Source organism: Winogradskyella pulchriflava (genome assembly GCF_042434315.1).
GTDB classification, from domain to species: Bacteria; Bacteroidota; Bacteroidia; order Flavobacteriales; family Flavobacteriaceae; genus Winogradskyella; species Winogradskyella pulchriflava.
Window position 1 is genome coordinate 487,625 of record NZ_JBHLTQ010000001.1, and the last position, 16,008, is coordinate 503,632.

Below are 16,008 nucleotides of genomic sequence, written 5' to 3' on the forward strand. Positions count from 1 at the left end.
TATGATAGCACAGTTTGATACGTTTGAAATTAACCCAATACATAATGGTGATGCATGGAAAACATGCAACCTCGTGGTGGCAAATGCAGACCGTCTAAAACGCTATTTTCCTAAGACTTTAGAGCAAAATTTAAATCCAACCTTATCACAATTTTTTGTAGATCAAAAGGTAAAACAGTTTGAAAATAAAGAAGAATTTCTGTTTACCCTAAAACATTCAGAAACTAGAGAATTAGTCGGACTTATTTACATTAAAGAACTAGACTGGGATAAAAAACAAGGTGAGTTTGCCTACTGCATTGGTTATACCTTTGAAGGGAAAGGATTAACCTCAAGAGCTATTAATGCTTTGTCAAAATATGCTTTCAATGAATTAAAGTTAGAAACACTTCAAATTATTGTACATAAAGACAATTTACCAAGCGTGAAGGTGGCTTTTAATAGTAATTTTGAATGGATTAAAACATTGAAAAATGACTATACACCAATTGGAGAGGAACCTTTGGATATGGAGTTGTATGAATTATATAAAAACTAGATTTTGAAAGACAAATTCTTTAAATACATACACGAATTACAAGACACTATCACTTCAAAGCTTGAAGCCATTGATGGCAAAGCCAAATTCCAAGAAGATATTTGGAAACGTCCAGAAGGTGGAGGTGGAAGAACGCGAGTAATAGAAAACGGAAACGTTTTTGAAAAAGGAGGCGTAAATATCTCTGGAGTCCATGGAAAATTACCCGATTCTATGCAAAAATATTTTGGTGTAGAAGATGCTGATTTTTTTGCTTGCGGATTAAGTTTGGTGTTACATCCTAAAAATCCAATGGTACCAACAGTACATGCTAATTGGCGCTATTTTGAAATGTACGACCAAGATGGCAACATTGTAGATCAGTGGTTTGGAGGAGGACAAGATTTAACTCCGTATTATTTATTTAAAGAGGACGCCAAACACTTCCATCAAACTTGTAAAACGGCTTGCGATAAACATAATCCTGACTTCTACCCAAAATACAAAACGCGATGCGATGAGTACTTTTACAATGCACACCGAAATGAAGGACGTGGCATTGGAGGCTTATTCTTTGATTATTGCAAAGCTACGGAAGACATGAGCATGCAAAATTGGTACGACTTTGTTACCGAAGTAGGTGATAGTTTTTTAGAAGCTTACGTGCCAATTGTTGAACAACGAAAAGCTTTAGAATACACCAAACCACAGCGTGACTGGCAAGAAATTCGACGTGGACGTTATGTAGAATTCAATTTAGTCCATGATAAAGGCACTTTATTCGGATTAAAAACCAATGGACGTATAGAGAGTATTCTTATGAGTTTACCGCCACATGTACAATGGGTTTACGACCATCAACCAGAAGTTGGCAGTGATGAAGAAAAATTAATTAAGGTATTACAGAATCCAAAAGATTGGGTTTAAATGAAATTGAATGTCAGGTTGAGCGCAGTCGAAACCCTTGAATTACTAAAAATAAAATTTTATGTTTCCAATAAGAAGAAATAGAAGACTAAGAACCAACGAAGCTATTAGAAGTTTAGTTAGAGAAACTTACATCACTCCAAATGATTTTTTGGTACCGCTTTTTGTTGTGGAAGGTAAAGGTGTTAAAGAGGAAATTGGTTCAATGCCCAATTACTATCGTTACAGTTTAGATCTACTAAAAGACGAAGTAAAAACACTTTGGAACTTAGGTTTAAAATCGGTTTTATTGTTTGTAAAGGTTGAAGATGCTTTAAAAGATAATAAAGGTACCGAAGCCTGGAACCCAAATGGACTAATGCAACGTGCTATAAAAACGGTTAAAGATGTTTGTCCAGAGATGCTAGTAATGACTGATGTGGCTCTAGATCCATATTCTTCTTATGGACATGATGGAATTGTTGAAGGTGGTAAAATTATTAACGATGCTACAGTAGAGGCTTTAGCAGAAATGAGTTTGTCTCACGCAGAAGCTGGAGCTAATTTTGTAGCGCCTAGTGATATGATGGATGGTCGCATTCTAGGCATTAGAGAAGCACTAGATCAATCTAACTTCATTGATACAGGCATTATGAGCTATTCTGCAAAATATGCCTCAGCATTTTATGGTCCTTTTAGAGATGCTTTAGATTCTGCTCCCGTAGATATGGTAGATGTACCAAAAGACAAAAAAACCTATCAGATGGATTTTGCCAATAGAGATGAAGCCATACGCGAAACCGAAATGGATATTAATGAAGGAGCAGATATTGTCATGGTGAAACCAGGACTTTGCTATCTTGATATCGTTAGAGATATTAAGAACACTTTTGATGTACCTCTTGCAGTTTATCAAGTATCTGGTGAATATGCCATGCTTAAAGCTGCAGCAGAGAAAGGTTGGTTAGATCATGATGCTGTGATGATGGAACAAGTCACTTCTATTAAGCGTGCTGGTGCTGATATAATTACTTCCTATTTTGCTAAGGATGTTGTGAAATTGATTTCGTAACTTCGCAATAATCAAACTTCAATATATTAATGGGCTTACTCATTTTTTACGCTGTCATATCTATTTTCTTTTCATTTTTATGTTCCATTTTAGAGGCTGTCTTACTCAGTATTACTCCTACATTTATCAATGTAAAAAAGAAAGAAGGTAAAACTTACGCTAACGACTTAGAAGAACTAAAAAAAGACGTTGATCGTCCTTTAATTGCCATTTTAACCCTAAACACCATTGCACATACCGTTGGTGCTATTTTAGTTGGTGTACAAGCAAAAGTCGCTTATGCAGAGCTTTACGGAAATACCAAACGTAGTATTCTAGGTATAGAATTTACCGAAGATTTAATGGTTGGTGTGGTGTCTACAATCATGACAATCTTAATTTTAGTAGCTTCAGAAATTATCCCTAAAACAATAGGTGCAACTTTCTGGAAACAACTCGCAAATTTCACAGCAAAAGCTTTAAACGTTTTAATCTTTCCATTAAAATGGACAGGTATGCTTTGGTTATTACAACTCACCACAAAGTTAATTGGTGGTAAAGGACATGGTAGTGTTTTAAGTCGTGAGGGTTTTGTAGCTATGACAGAAATTGCCCACGAAGAAGGTGTTTTTGAAGAAAGTGAAAGCAAGGTCATTAAAAACCTGCTCAACTTTAAAGAAGTACAAGCCAAAGATATTATGACTCCTCGTACAGTTATGAAAACTGAAAACGAAAAAATGAACGTCAGAGATTTCTTTGAAGCCAATTCTAACATTAGATTTTCAAGAATTCCTGTTTATACTGAAAACCCAGACAACATCACAGGTTTGGTACTAAAAGATGAAGTGTTCAAAGAGATGGGCTTAGGTAATGGCGACAAATTACTTTCCGAAATTAAACGAAGCATTATTATCGTCAACCGAAGTTTACCAATTCCGACGCTTTTTGAGCAATTGGTAGAAAGTCGTAACCATATGGCATTGGTGGTTGACGAATACGGTTCTGTAAGTGGTATCGTTACTATGGAAGATGTTATTGAAACGCTTCTCGGCTTAGAAATTATGGACGAAAGTGATAACGTTTCAGATTTACAACTCCTAGCTAGAAAAAGTTGGGAAACAAGAGCTAAACGCCTAGGATTGATTGATAAAGAAAATCCTGAAAACTAATGGAAACCTGTTATATTGAAACACCACTTGGTATAGCCAAAATTATTGGAGACAATAACGGTATAACTTCAGTTTCAATATTAGATGCACAGGAACAACTATCAGAAGTTATTCCAGAGTCGTTATTAGATTGTATTACGCAACTTAAGGCGTACTTTAAAAACGATTTAAAAAAATTTGATTTAAAGCTCAATCCACAAGGCACTGAATTTCAGAAAAAAGTTTGGAAACAACTCCAAACTATTCCTTATGGCAAAACCATATCGTACCTAGAACTCGCAAAACAACTCGGAGATGCTAATACAATTAGAGCTGCAGCTAGTGCTAATGGCAAAAATCCACTTTGGATTATAGTACCATGCCATCGTGTTATTGGAAGCGATGGAAGCCTTACAGGTTATGCTGGTGGACTGCACAGAAAACAATGGTTACTTAACCATGAAAGTGAATACAAACAACAGTCTCTTTTTTAAAATTTAAAGTTGATTTCTTATATTACAATTAAAATAGAAGAATGATTTCCAAATTAAATCTTGAAAACATACTTTTTCTAGATATAGAAACGGTTCCTGAAACTGAAAATTTTTCGGATTTAGACCAAACCAAACAAGATCTTTGGGATGCAAAATCCAAATACCAACGCAAAGAAGAATTTTCAGCTGAAGAATTCTACGACAGAGCTGGCATTTGGGCAGAGTTTGGTAAGATTATCTGTATTTCGGTTGGCTATTTTAAAATGGAAGGTGATATCCGAAATTTTAGGGTCACTTCCTTTTATGGTGAAGAAGCTAAAATTCTGAAAGATTTTAAAAACCTTGTCATTTCACATTTCAGTCAAAACAAACACTTGCTTTGTGCACATAACGGCAAGGAGTTCGACTTTCCTTACATAGCAAGACGAATGATTATCAATAATATAGAATTACCATACAAACTCAATCTCTTTGGAAAAAAGCCTTGGGAAGTACCTCATCTTGACACTTTAGAATTATGGAAATTTGGTGACTATAAGACTTATACGTCTTTAAAGCTCTTAACGAACGTTCTTGGTATTCCTTCACCAAAAGATGATATTGATGGCAGCGAAGTCTATCGTGTCTATTACGAAGAGAATGATATTGACAGAATCATTACCTATTGCGAAAAAGATACTATTGCCGTAGCTCAAATCTTCCTACGATTGCGTGGAGACGAACTGCTTCACGACAATGAAATAAAGCATATATAAAAAAAACCAGAAGCAAAACTTCTGGGTTTTTAATTAAAGCACTAGATGCTTATTGTTTAATAAATCGTTGTGTTTTAGTTTTCTCTCCAATATTTAATTGAAGGATATAAACTCCATCATCTAATTTTGAAACATCGATATTAGACGTGTACAGTCCTATAGAAACTGTTTGTCCTAACATGTTCTTAATTTCAAAAGTATTAGCTTCATAACCCACTAAATCAACCTTAAGTGTTTGCTTAACTGGGTTTGGATGAACTCTAAAATACTGATTAGGATTGTCCGTAATTATACCAGGATTACTAGCATAGTTAGTACTTCCAGTACCTACACAGAAATTAGTCGTTTGGGAGCTTGTAAACTGACCTCCTGAAGCTAATGTAGCACCAGTATCTGTATTTGTTAGAGTATATGACCCATTTCCGTAAGAACAGCAAATACCATCACCATAAGTATCTGTAATTATGAAATCATAACATCCAACATCCAAGCAACCAACATTAATGTTTAATGTAGAACCATCTGCTTGAGAACCATAAGTTCCACCCGAAGCAACCGTTGTACCTGATGCATCTCTTACACTCCAAGCTGTTTCTTCTGGGTAGTTATCAAATGTAATTGATAAAGATACGTTAGTGCATGAGCTTCCAGAACCTGCAACTAAATTAACAGCATCAACTGCCATATCACCTTGCCAAGTTGTACCAGTAACACCATTAAAACGTAACTGAACTGAACTTCCAACATAACTAGCTAAATCAACACTAGCTGTTTGCCAAGAATTTCCTTGGTTACCAGATCTGCTCCAGATACTTGTCCAAGAAGAGCCATTATTATCACTAATTTCTAATGCTAAACTTCCCATAGAAGTCGCACCATACATATGATATTTAAATTCAAAAGTTGCATTTGTAGCTGAACCTAAATCATAACAAGGTGAATTTAAAATTGCTCTTTTAGTAGAGTAATTAGGAGAAGAAGATTCCATATAAATATAATAAGAACCAGAATCTGCACTTGATGGACCAGTATTACTTGATGGTGTTGTACCACTTCTAGTCGCCCAATTAAAATCATCACTTGTACTTTGAGACCATGCTCCAAATGTATTTTCAAAACTTTCAGTATATGGGAAACTTGTGATGCCTCCTGTACAACTTCCTGTTGATGGCTCAGTAACAATAATTGTTCTGGTACGCTCCGTAGCCGCATTACCTGCTGCATCACTTACATTGTAATATCTAGTGTAAGTACCTGCTGAATTGGTATTTACTGTTCCAGTAATTACGATACTAGAAGTTAAATTCCCATCCACATTATCTGTTGCTGTTGCTCCAGGTTCGTTGTAGGTGTCACCAACTTCCAAATTCATTGTAGAAGCTCCGTTTAATGTAATTACTGGCGCTACAGTATCAGCTGGTTCCGTAACAATTACCGTTCTAGTAACCTGCGTTGCAGCATTACCTGCAGCATCACTTACATTATAAAATCTAGTATAAGTACCTGCTGAATTCGTGTTTACAGTTCCGGTGATTACGATGCTAGAGGTTAAATCTCCATCCACGTTATCCGTTGCCGTTGCTCCAGGTTCGTTATAAGTATCACCAACTTCTAAATTCATTGTAGAAGATCCGTTTAGAGTTATAACTGGTGCTACCGTATCTGGTGTTCCGGCACTTAAATTAACTGTATAGTCCTCTACTTCACCATAAGTAAAGCTTTCGCAAGCTGTTGGAGTCGCATTATACTTCATGGAAACTCGCATTCTAGTATTCCCTACATAAGTTCCTGAAGGAATTGTAAAGCTTCCATTTACAGACGCATTTTGTGTTGCGGCTTGAGAAAATACTTGCTCTCCTGAATCTGAAAAATCACCATCATGGTTATAATCTATCCAAACAGCATAACCTTCTGAATACACAGTACCTGTCCATGTTGGAGTTATAGTAATCGTGTAGTTGTCCCCTTGGGTTAAGGTTGTTGAAACATTTGTGAAATCTGAATAAAACTGTGCTCCAGATGAATTGTCAATTGATCCTAATTGCACACGACTTATATATTCATCATTAACATTTGAACTTGTTGAAGCACAATAGTTAAGTTGAACTTCAGTAGTTGTAAAACTAACTGTACCAGAATAAGACGATGTAGAATTATCTGGACACTCACTTCTTACTTGTACTTGATATGATGTTTCAGGAGATAATCCACTTAAAGAAACAGAATTACTAGAAACTGAAGTTGTTGTCCAAGTTGAAGTTCCTGTTTCGCGGTATCTTACATCATAAGAAGCACCTGAAACAGCGTCCCATGATAAGGTTGCCGTTGAAGAACCGTAACCATCTACAGATAAGTTAGTTGGTGTAGTTGCGTTACAAACTACAGGAGTTCCCGATAGACCTGTTACAATTAATGAGTAATTTTGACTTCCTCCAGTTAAAGAACCTTTATGTGTAATTGTAATAGTATATGTACCTAATGCATTGGCAACATCAACTCTCTCATAAGGATCTTTAATATTATCACCCTGACCATTCGTTGTAACACCTGTCAATCTCCATGGAGTATATGTTGTTCCGCCTTTGGTTACTCTTATATCTAAATCATTAACTAATACTGCACTAGTAGAATTGGTAGATGTTGTAGCTGTTCCTGCTCTATCTGTCCAAGAAATAGACGCATATAAATCGTTAATTCCATCAGAGTCAACAGTTATTTGGTACGATTGACCATTCATCAATGTTAACTCTTCAATTTTAGTTTCGTTACCGTTATTGGTAATTGCTTCAGCTGCTCTTTTACTATTTAAAAGTCCCCAGCCATATACAGCATCGGGACCATTTGGGCCAGCATCATCCGCAGTATGCAATGCCAATCCTTTTAAGGTTGCGGCTTTCATATAACTACCATTAAGGTTGTTATGATGTTGCTGCAATAGCATTAAGCTACCCATAACATTTGGAGATGCCATTGATGTACCTGTTATACTTGCATAGTCATCATTTATATTTCCATCTGCATAATTAGTCCCATAAGTTTGGTCGTAACTAGCAAAATTAAATGAAGAATATAGGTTCGTCCCATTACCTGTAATATCTGGTTTTATTCGATAATCGTCAGTAGGACCTTCACTACTAGAACTATTAATTGTTACAGATATTAAATTTCCATTTGCATCTATATTGGCATCATCAGCATTGGCAACTACCAAGCTGTTTTTAGCTGTAGCGTGTCCAGATAGCTTATCATAAGACGAGTTACCTCCTAGCGGAGAAGAATTAGCTGAATTGTCATCACCATCGTTACCTGCTGCTACTACCATTAAGTAATTAGGAGCATTAAACATAATCTGATCCCAATCTCTAGAATCAGTTATATACCCTCCAAAATAATATGCTGGTAATTGAGGTTGTCCTTGAGCATTTCTTGCAGCATAGCCATAAGAATGGTTAGATAGTAGCATACCGTTTCCTGAAGCTGTAGAGGCTTCTGAAGTATCATTATTCCAATCGTAACCTACTGCATCTGCATGAGGTGCCATACCTTGTGCATTAGGCTGTAAACCTGAAGCGATTATGGTTCCTGTAACATGTACTGCGTGGAAATTTTGAGATGAAGTACCATCACCTACAGAAAACCTATTAGTACCACCAACGCCATCAAACTCCTGATGTGCTATTGTAGCAATTCCACCATCCCATACGTGTGCTGTCATATTCTGACCCATTAAATTTAGACCTAAAGAACCACCAGAATTTAAATGGTCTGTACGTGTAGATTTAGCGGCATCAACATTAAACGTTGTATAGTAAACTGGTGTGCCCTCTTCTGTTACCTTTTGTATTTCAGAATACACGCCGTTTTTTTGAATAATTATTGGCCAACCATTAATACGTGCTAATTGTATAGCTTTTTCTTTTTCTGCCTTTGCTTGTTGGTTAAGCTTTAAACTGAATTCTTGTATCGCTTGTTTATCATAACGACTTGTGATTTGTTCTTTTTCAGATTTGGTTTGCGAAAACGCCGTTAGAACCGACGACATTAACACAATTACGATAATAGTTTTAAAATAGTTTTTTTTCATACGAATTGATAAAATTTTAAGTTAGTTATTTTCAAAAATCGATTGAAAGTATTAAAATTTTGTTAAAACAAAAATTTTACGAAAACGTTTTCGTTGAAATACATTTAACAGAATTATTATTGTGGTTTTTCAATAACACTTTTGAAGAAAACGGCTACATTTAATCAAAATCTCTTACCATCTTATTGTGATGAGCTACCATATAAAAACAAAACACACATAAAATTACTTTATAAAAAAAGGAGGTTTCATAAAACCTCCTTTTAAAAAATTAAGGGACTATTACTAACTAGTTCTTAATGAATTTTTTAGTTATTATTTCATCACCATCATTAACTTCGATAAAGTACATACCTCCTTCTAACTTTGAAACATTGATTTTTCCTTCGGAAGTACCACTTAAAACAGTTTTCCCAAGAATATTAACTATTTTATAATTAAAAGTTTCAAGGCTAGGTATTTCAACATTTAAGATATTACCATTTACTGGGTTAGGGTATAATCTTATGTCAAACTCTGAAAGCTCAGGCGAATCACCATAACCTACAATCTCTAAGCGATCTGCTTTCCCTTTAGACCCACCAGAGATACCTGTTATTGTAACTTGGTCAATGAAAATCTGATCATTGTTTCCTGAGGCGTCATTTTGGAATCTAAATCCAGAGTTTCCAACTAAATTATACTGAGCAGATGTTAACGTCACAGTAGCGTTATAGAACGTATTATTGTTAATGTTTACACCTCTAGTCCATGTCTGTACGGTATTCCAGCTAGAACCATCAAAATAACGCAACCAGAAATCTTCTCCATTTTCCATGCTCAACACATAGAAATAGAAATCTACTTCAACCTGAGCAAATGGAGAAACATCTATATTATTTAAAGTCATTGCTGATGCTGTTCCGGAATTGTCTCTAATTCTTATAGAATAATTCCCTTCATAAGAATTAGATGATGACACTCTTGCACAATCACTTCCACCATCAATCCAATTATCCCATCCAGATTCAAAGTAACCTTCGTGTAATACAACATCAGTTGCAGAACATGGCTCACAAAACGTTCCTCCACAGTCAATACCTGTTTCATCTCCATTTTGAATACCGTCATCACAAGTTGGTTCTGGTTGACTTCCTAAACAGAAATTGGTTGCTTGAGAATTTGTAAAAGAACCACCTGAAGCTAATGTGCCTGAAAGACCCGTTACCGAATATGAACCATTACCATAAGAACAGCAAATACCATCACCATAAGTATCATTAATTGTGAATGTATAGCAATCGTCTGGCAGACATAAAGTTTCTGTATATGTAGAACCATCAGGCTGATTTCCATAGGTACCACCTGAAGCTACAGTCTGACCAGAATCCGTAACCAAACTCCATGATGTTTCTTCTGGATAATTATCAAAAGTGATTGTAATAGTCACTTCGTTATCAGTACAACCTGTTGGTTGCTCAGATACGATTACGGTTCTTACGACTTCGGCCGCCGCATTTCCAGCACTATCGCTTACATTGTATTCAACTGTATAGGTTCCAGCTATAGAGGTATCGACATTTCCTGTAATTACAATACTTGACGATATATCTCCATCTATATTATCTGTAGCTGTTGCTCCTTGTTCCGTATAAGCATCTCCTACAAATAAATTTACGGTCGATGATCCAATAAGGTTAATTACCGGAGGAGTTGTATCTTCAGCAACAACAACAGTCCTAGTAACTGTATCAGCAGCATTTCCTGCAGCATCACTTACATCATAATTTACAAAATAAGTTCCCGCAACAGAAGTATTAACCGTTCCTGAGATAATAATGTTTGCTGTAATATCTCCATCAAAATTATCAGTTGCAGTGGCTCCTTGTTCTACGTAATTGTCACCGATATTTAAGTTAATAGTTGCCGAACCTATTAGCGTAATTACAGGTTTTGTAGTGTCTTGATTAACGTTGACTGTTCTAGTAACCTCAACTGCTGCATTTCCAGCTGCATCACTAACGTTATAAGTTATTACATAAGACCCAACAACATTTGTATCTACTGAATCTCCACCTACAACTATACTCGATGTTAAATCACCATCAATATCGTCAGTTGCAGTTGCACCTTGATCTGTGTAAGCATCTCCTTGCTCTAAATTAATTACAGAAGCTCCAATTAATGTTATTACTGGAGCAGTTGTATCTGCCGTTACATTGACAGTTCTTATAACTTCTGTAGCTGCATTTCCAGCAGCATCACTAACATTGTAAGTAACATTATAAACACCTGCAACAGAAGTATTAACTGAGTCTCCTCCTATAACGATACTAGAGGTTAAATCTCCATCAACATTATCAGTTGCAGTTGCACCTAACTCCGTGTAGGTATCTCCAACAATTAAATCTATAATCGAAGCTCCGTTTAATGTAATAATAGGCGCTTCTGTATCTGGTCCATTACCTTCAATAATAACCGTATAATCCTCTACTTCTCCATAGGTAAAAGTTTCACATTCTGAAGGAATTCCATTATACTTCATTGAAACACGCATACGTGTTGCGTTTTCTACAGCACTAGAAGGTATCGTAAAAGTACCACTAACAGAAGTTGCTTGTGTATTTCCTTGAGTCCATACTTGTTCTCCTGCATCAGAAAAATCACCATCTCTATTATAGTCTATCCAAACACTATAGGCTTCATTATAAACTGTTCCTGTCCATGTTGGCGTAACTGTTATAGTATATTGAGAATCTTTAGTTAGTGTCGTAGAAATATTTGTAAAGTCAGAATAAAATTGTGCTCCAGAAGCATTGTCTATTGTATTTAATTGTACTCTACTTATATATTCATCGTTAACATTTGTGCTTGCAGAATTACAATAGTCTAATTGAACATCTGTTGTTGTAAAATTTACTAAACCACTATATGCTGAATTAGAACCACCTGCACATTTGCTTCTCACCTGTGCTTCGTATTGCGTTAAAGCTGTTAAGCCTGATAAATTAGTAGAAACTCCCGTTACGGTATTAGTTGTCCATGTAGAAGTACCGACTTCTCGGTATCTTAAGTCGTAGGTTGCACCAGGTACAGCATCCCAACTTAAAGTGGCAGTCGTTGTAGCAACATTAGAAGCCACTAAGCCTGTTGGTACATCGGCATTACACACCACTTGTCCTGCAATTGTAAAATTAGTATTAGAAATATCGAAGAAAATATTATTAGAGCCTCTAACCATTATTCTATTTTGGTTGCCTTGGTTATTAGGCACAACAATATCATGCGATCCATCATTAGGAACTCCAGATGCTAAAGAAATAGGATATGTATCACCTCCGTCTACAGACAAGAAAATATCAACATTGGCAGCATTTATTCCATTACCTGTAGTGCCAGCAACATTCCATGTTACAGATTGTGTGGTACCAGCATTCCATGTTACATTGGTATTTGGCGAGTTTAGAACAAAAGGACCTGCTGAACCATTTACGGTAACCACCATATCATCACTATTATTTGTTCCTCCGCCAGCAACATTATCCCTTACTGTGAGTCTAAAATTTAAGGTTCTACCAACATTAGGAACTGCTTCCCACTGCCAAGACGTTGCTCCAGTTTTAACAGTTTGTAGTCTAGGAAAATAACGATCAGGATTTGTTGTAGGATTAAAAGATCTAAATGCAACTCCTGATGTAGCCGTAGTACTTGGGTTGGTAGATGACGCATTGTTTTCATCCATTTGTTCCCAACAATAACTTAATACATCTCCCGCATCAGAATCTGTTGCAGAACCTTCTAAAATAAAAGGAGTGCCTCTAGGAATCGTATAATTTGAGCCAGCGTTTACTGAAGGTGTAGCATTACCTGTATTTACATTTGTTTGGCAACTTGTAGATTTAATGTAATCTGTAACTTGCTCTATAGAAGCTGCGTGAAAATACGGATCGCTATTTTGTTGTACATCTGTTGAGCCAGTAATTCCAGCATATCCCATTATAGTAGATCCGCTTCCTGGTTCAAATTGTACGTTTGTACCTTCATTACCTCCAAAAGTCCATGTATGGTTTGCCCCAAACTGATGCCCTAGTTCGTGTGCAACATAATCTACATCAAAAGGATCACCCTCTGGTGTTGTGTGTGAGGTCCAACCACTTCCTTTTTGATTGTTAACACATACACATCCTATACAACCAGCATTTCCATTATTTTGAAGGTTGGCAAATAAGTGACCAACATCATAATTAGACTCACCTATTTGCGATGTTAATGTGCTTTGCAGTTGCGAATTATACCCACTTGTTGAATTTCCGTATGGATCTGAAGATGTGCTGGTATAAATAACATCATCCGTATTAGCAATAAGCTGAAGTGTTACATTAAAATCCGACTCATATATACCATTAACTCTTGTCATTGTTGTGTTAATAGCATCAAGAGCCAAAGCTTTAGTACCTCCATGGTATTGGGTATATTCTCCTGTAGCAGATACTGCTATTCTGTATGTTCTTAAAACTCCATCATCTGCGTTTTTTTGCACTACTCCAGAGCTCAAAGACCTTCTAATGTTTTCAGTTACTTCACATTCAAAGTCGTCATTGTAACTTAACCTATTCTTTCTATTAAAAACTATATGCAAGTTTGAGCCATTACTTACTGGCTCAATAAATGTACTAGCTCCGCTACTAGATAGAATCATTGCATTTAATCCGTTTGGCGATAAACTAAACCTCAATACAGAAGAAGGATTATCGATTCCTTGGCCAACATAAGATCGTATATCTGGATATCTAGCCTGCAAATCTGGATGCATAACCGAAGCTTCCTTAATTGAAAAACGTTCTAATTTTCCTTCATAATTTGGAAAAAGTAAGATTGTAGTTGATTGAGTTGTAAAGTTGTTTCGTTGTGCAACTCCATTAAGTGATTGTCTTAAAGATTCTGTATTTAAATTAAAAGAATGAAATTCTTTTAGTGATTGATGATTGCTTTTTAAAACAGTACTAGAATTTACAGTTTGTTTTTGCCATAATACCTTACTTTGAGACCATGCAAAAGTACTTGCCATCGTTACGATGAGCAACAATAATTTAATTTTCATAATGTTGAGGGTTATTTAAATAGATTAATTAACAGCTTTCTCCTCTGAAAGTAATAATTTTTTTAGCGGAAAAACTTAGTCTCTTTGGGTAATAGGTCTCAAAACTAAAAATGTGCGGAAAAACCGTAACAAAAAGTAAGAATACATTTACTTAATCGTTTAAATGCAAATAAATTAAAAATCAGTCCAAGGAGTGACACCAGTTTCACTATAATTTATATCAAAAGCAGCGTCTGTAGATGTTTGGTTTATCGTTGCTGGTGTTGTAGTAATTGAAGATGTACTCAAATTACTTGACACGGATGGCGAAATTGGCATTAGTAACACATCAGGTAATACAACAGTACTTCCATCACTAATAGATTGACTAGAGACAACTACAGGTTGGTAATATGAAGCTTCAAACAATAAACTATAAGTACCATCTTTAATTGGTCTATAAAATGCCCCATGATTATCTGTGTAAACCTCAGAACCATACGCGTCATGGTTAATAACCGTTACTTTTACATCTTCAATAGGATTGTTAGTAATAGCATCTTTTACAATACCCCTAAATCCATAAGTTCCTTGGGTTAAATAAGCTAGTAAAGCATCTTTATTGTAATACCAATAATCAACCAAAAGGCTTTCTTGCAAAAGTTTAGTGTCAGACAATTCAATAGTTACTTCTCTGCATTGTTGGTAAAAGTTCATATAGTCTTGTCTTCCTCCGTAAACTCTATACCATTCAGCACCATGAGTAACTCCTGGGCTTTGTTGGTAATTATTGTGCCATACACTATCTCCAACATTTTCATCCCAATCATTATCATCAGTCATATAAGCTATTTTATTGTTGTATGTTGGTGTAGAAGTTGTCCCAGCATTTGCAGCTTTTTGACAATGCGTAGCATATTCAACACCTATTAGTTCAAACCAATCTGTATCGGCATGTGTATATTGCGATGACGCATAGGCATTATCGAATGGATAATTTACAAGTTCAGAACCACCATGAAAATTAGCCGATATTACAAAATTATGAGCGTTAGCAAAATTCATAAATGCGATAGTTTCTTTTTGGTAAAATTCCCCATCAGGATGATCTCCCATTACATTGTCTGGGTAATTTCTATTTAAGTCAATATTATTGGCATTACCTCTTCTTGCTTTTGCTACCGATGTGTTTGAAGGACTATTATAATATGTCCCATCTGGATTGGCACTTGGGTTAATCCAAATTTCTGCATTTTCAACCAAGTTTTTAACTCTGGCGTGGTCAGCATGATTTGTATCACTATATACCTTTAATATATAATCAATTAATGTTAGCATCATTGGATAGCCAGCAATCTCGTCTCCATGCATTGATGAAGTAAACATTAATTTTGGTTCCGCTTCATCAATTGAAACGTTATCAGATATTTTAACAAATAACAATTCTTTATCTCCTTCTGTGGTAGTACCTATACTAACTTTTTCAACTAAAGCTGGATAATCATCTTCAAAATCCTGCATCTGCTGTGCATATTCTGCGTATGTAGGATAACTGCTCAATGGAAAAGTTAAGGTAGAAGTGGCAGTCCTATTTGCTAATGGCCTTACATCATACAAGGCCCTTTCATCAACCTCATTTTCACTTATAGGAACTTTGTAAGGAATATTAAAAGTTTCAAAGTGTCTAAACTGGGTTTCATTAGCCCAAGCTTTTACCGTTTTGGTGTCTCGGTCGAAATTTACAAGAGATATGTTTTGTGTGAAGCTTTCTAGCTGACTTGGGTCTTCAATTTTAAAAGTAAAAATTAGTTCTCCTTGCTGAGACAAATAATTCTCAGCTTTTTGCTTTTCTAAATCCTGAGCATTTATACTGCATATAAATAAAATGATAGCCGCTAAAGCTAAAATAACTTTTTTCATTTCTTGGGGCTTAAAATGAATGTTGTTTAGTGTTCTAATATATCATAAAATTTTACGAAATACAGACGAAATAC

The 16,008-nt window shown here is 35.7% G+C and carries 9 protein-coding genes; 6 read left to right on the forward strand and 3 right to left on the reverse strand.

Translation table 11 applies throughout. The features are described from left to right. Position 1 precedes the first annotated feature (1 nt). The 6 genes from ACFFGA_RS02180 (at position 2) to ACFFGA_RS02205 (ending at position 4,871) form a co-directional block, all read left to right on the forward strand. Complete coding sequence (locus tag ACFFGA_RS02180; RefSeq protein WP_386058995.1) at positions 2 to 538, forward strand: GNAT family N-acetyltransferase; 537 nt, start codon at positions 2 to 4, stop codon at positions 536 to 538. 3 nt (positions 539 to 541) lie between these two features. Then, complete coding sequence (gene hemF, locus ACFFGA_RS02185; protein ID WP_386058998.1) at positions 542 to 1,444, forward strand: oxygen-dependent coproporphyrinogen oxidase; 903 nt, start codon at positions 542 to 544, stop codon at positions 1,442 to 1,444. Between the two features lie 61 nt (positions 1,445 to 1,505). Further along, positions 1,506 to 2,495 carry a porphobilinogen synthase gene (hemB, locus tag ACFFGA_RS02190; protein WP_386059001.1) on the forward strand — a complete coding sequence of 330 codons (990 nt, stop codon included), beginning with the start codon at positions 1,506 to 1,508 and terminating at the stop codon, positions 2,493 to 2,495. Between the two features lie 29 nt (positions 2,496 to 2,524). Next, entirely contained in the window at positions 2,525 to 3,643 is a 1,119-nt protein-coding gene (locus tag ACFFGA_RS02195; RefSeq protein WP_386059004.1) for a CNNM domain-containing protein, read from the forward strand. Further along, complete coding sequence (locus ACFFGA_RS02200; RefSeq protein WP_386059007.1) at positions 3,643 to 4,116, forward strand: methylated-DNA--[protein]-cysteine S-methyltransferase; 474 nt, start codon at positions 3,643 to 3,645, stop codon at positions 4,114 to 4,116. Before ACFFGA_RS02195 ends, ACFFGA_RS02200 begins: the two co-directional genes overlap by 1 nt. A 41-nt stretch (positions 4,117 to 4,157) precedes the next feature. Next, complete coding sequence (locus tag ACFFGA_RS02205; protein WP_386059012.1) at positions 4,158 to 4,871, forward strand: 3'-5' exonuclease; 714 nt, start codon at positions 4,158 to 4,160, stop codon at positions 4,869 to 4,871. A gap of 49 nt (positions 4,872 to 4,920) precedes the next feature. On the opposite strand, the gene ACFFGA_RS02210 is transcribed toward ACFFGA_RS02205, so the two are convergent. From ACFFGA_RS02210 to ACFFGA_RS02220, 3 genes are all read right to left on the reverse strand, one after another. After that, on the reverse strand, positions 4,921 to 8,955 hold the full coding sequence (locus ACFFGA_RS02210; protein WP_386059015.1) for an immunoglobulin-like domain-containing protein: 4,035 nt from the start codon (positions 8,953 to 8,955) through the stop codon (positions 4,921 to 4,923). A 289-nt stretch (positions 8,956 to 9,244) separates the two neighbouring features. Continuing rightward, positions 9,245 to 14,035, reverse strand: coding sequence for an immunoglobulin-like domain-containing protein (locus tag ACFFGA_RS02215; protein ID WP_386059018.1), 4,791 nt, complete (start codon positions 14,033 to 14,035; stop codon positions 9,245 to 9,247). Between the two features lie 174 nt (positions 14,036 to 14,209). Beyond that, entirely contained in the window at positions 14,210 to 15,934 is a 1,725-nt protein-coding gene (locus ACFFGA_RS02220; RefSeq protein WP_386059021.1) for a M14 family zinc carboxypeptidase, read from the reverse strand. Positions 15,935 to 16,008 lie beyond the last annotated feature (74 nt).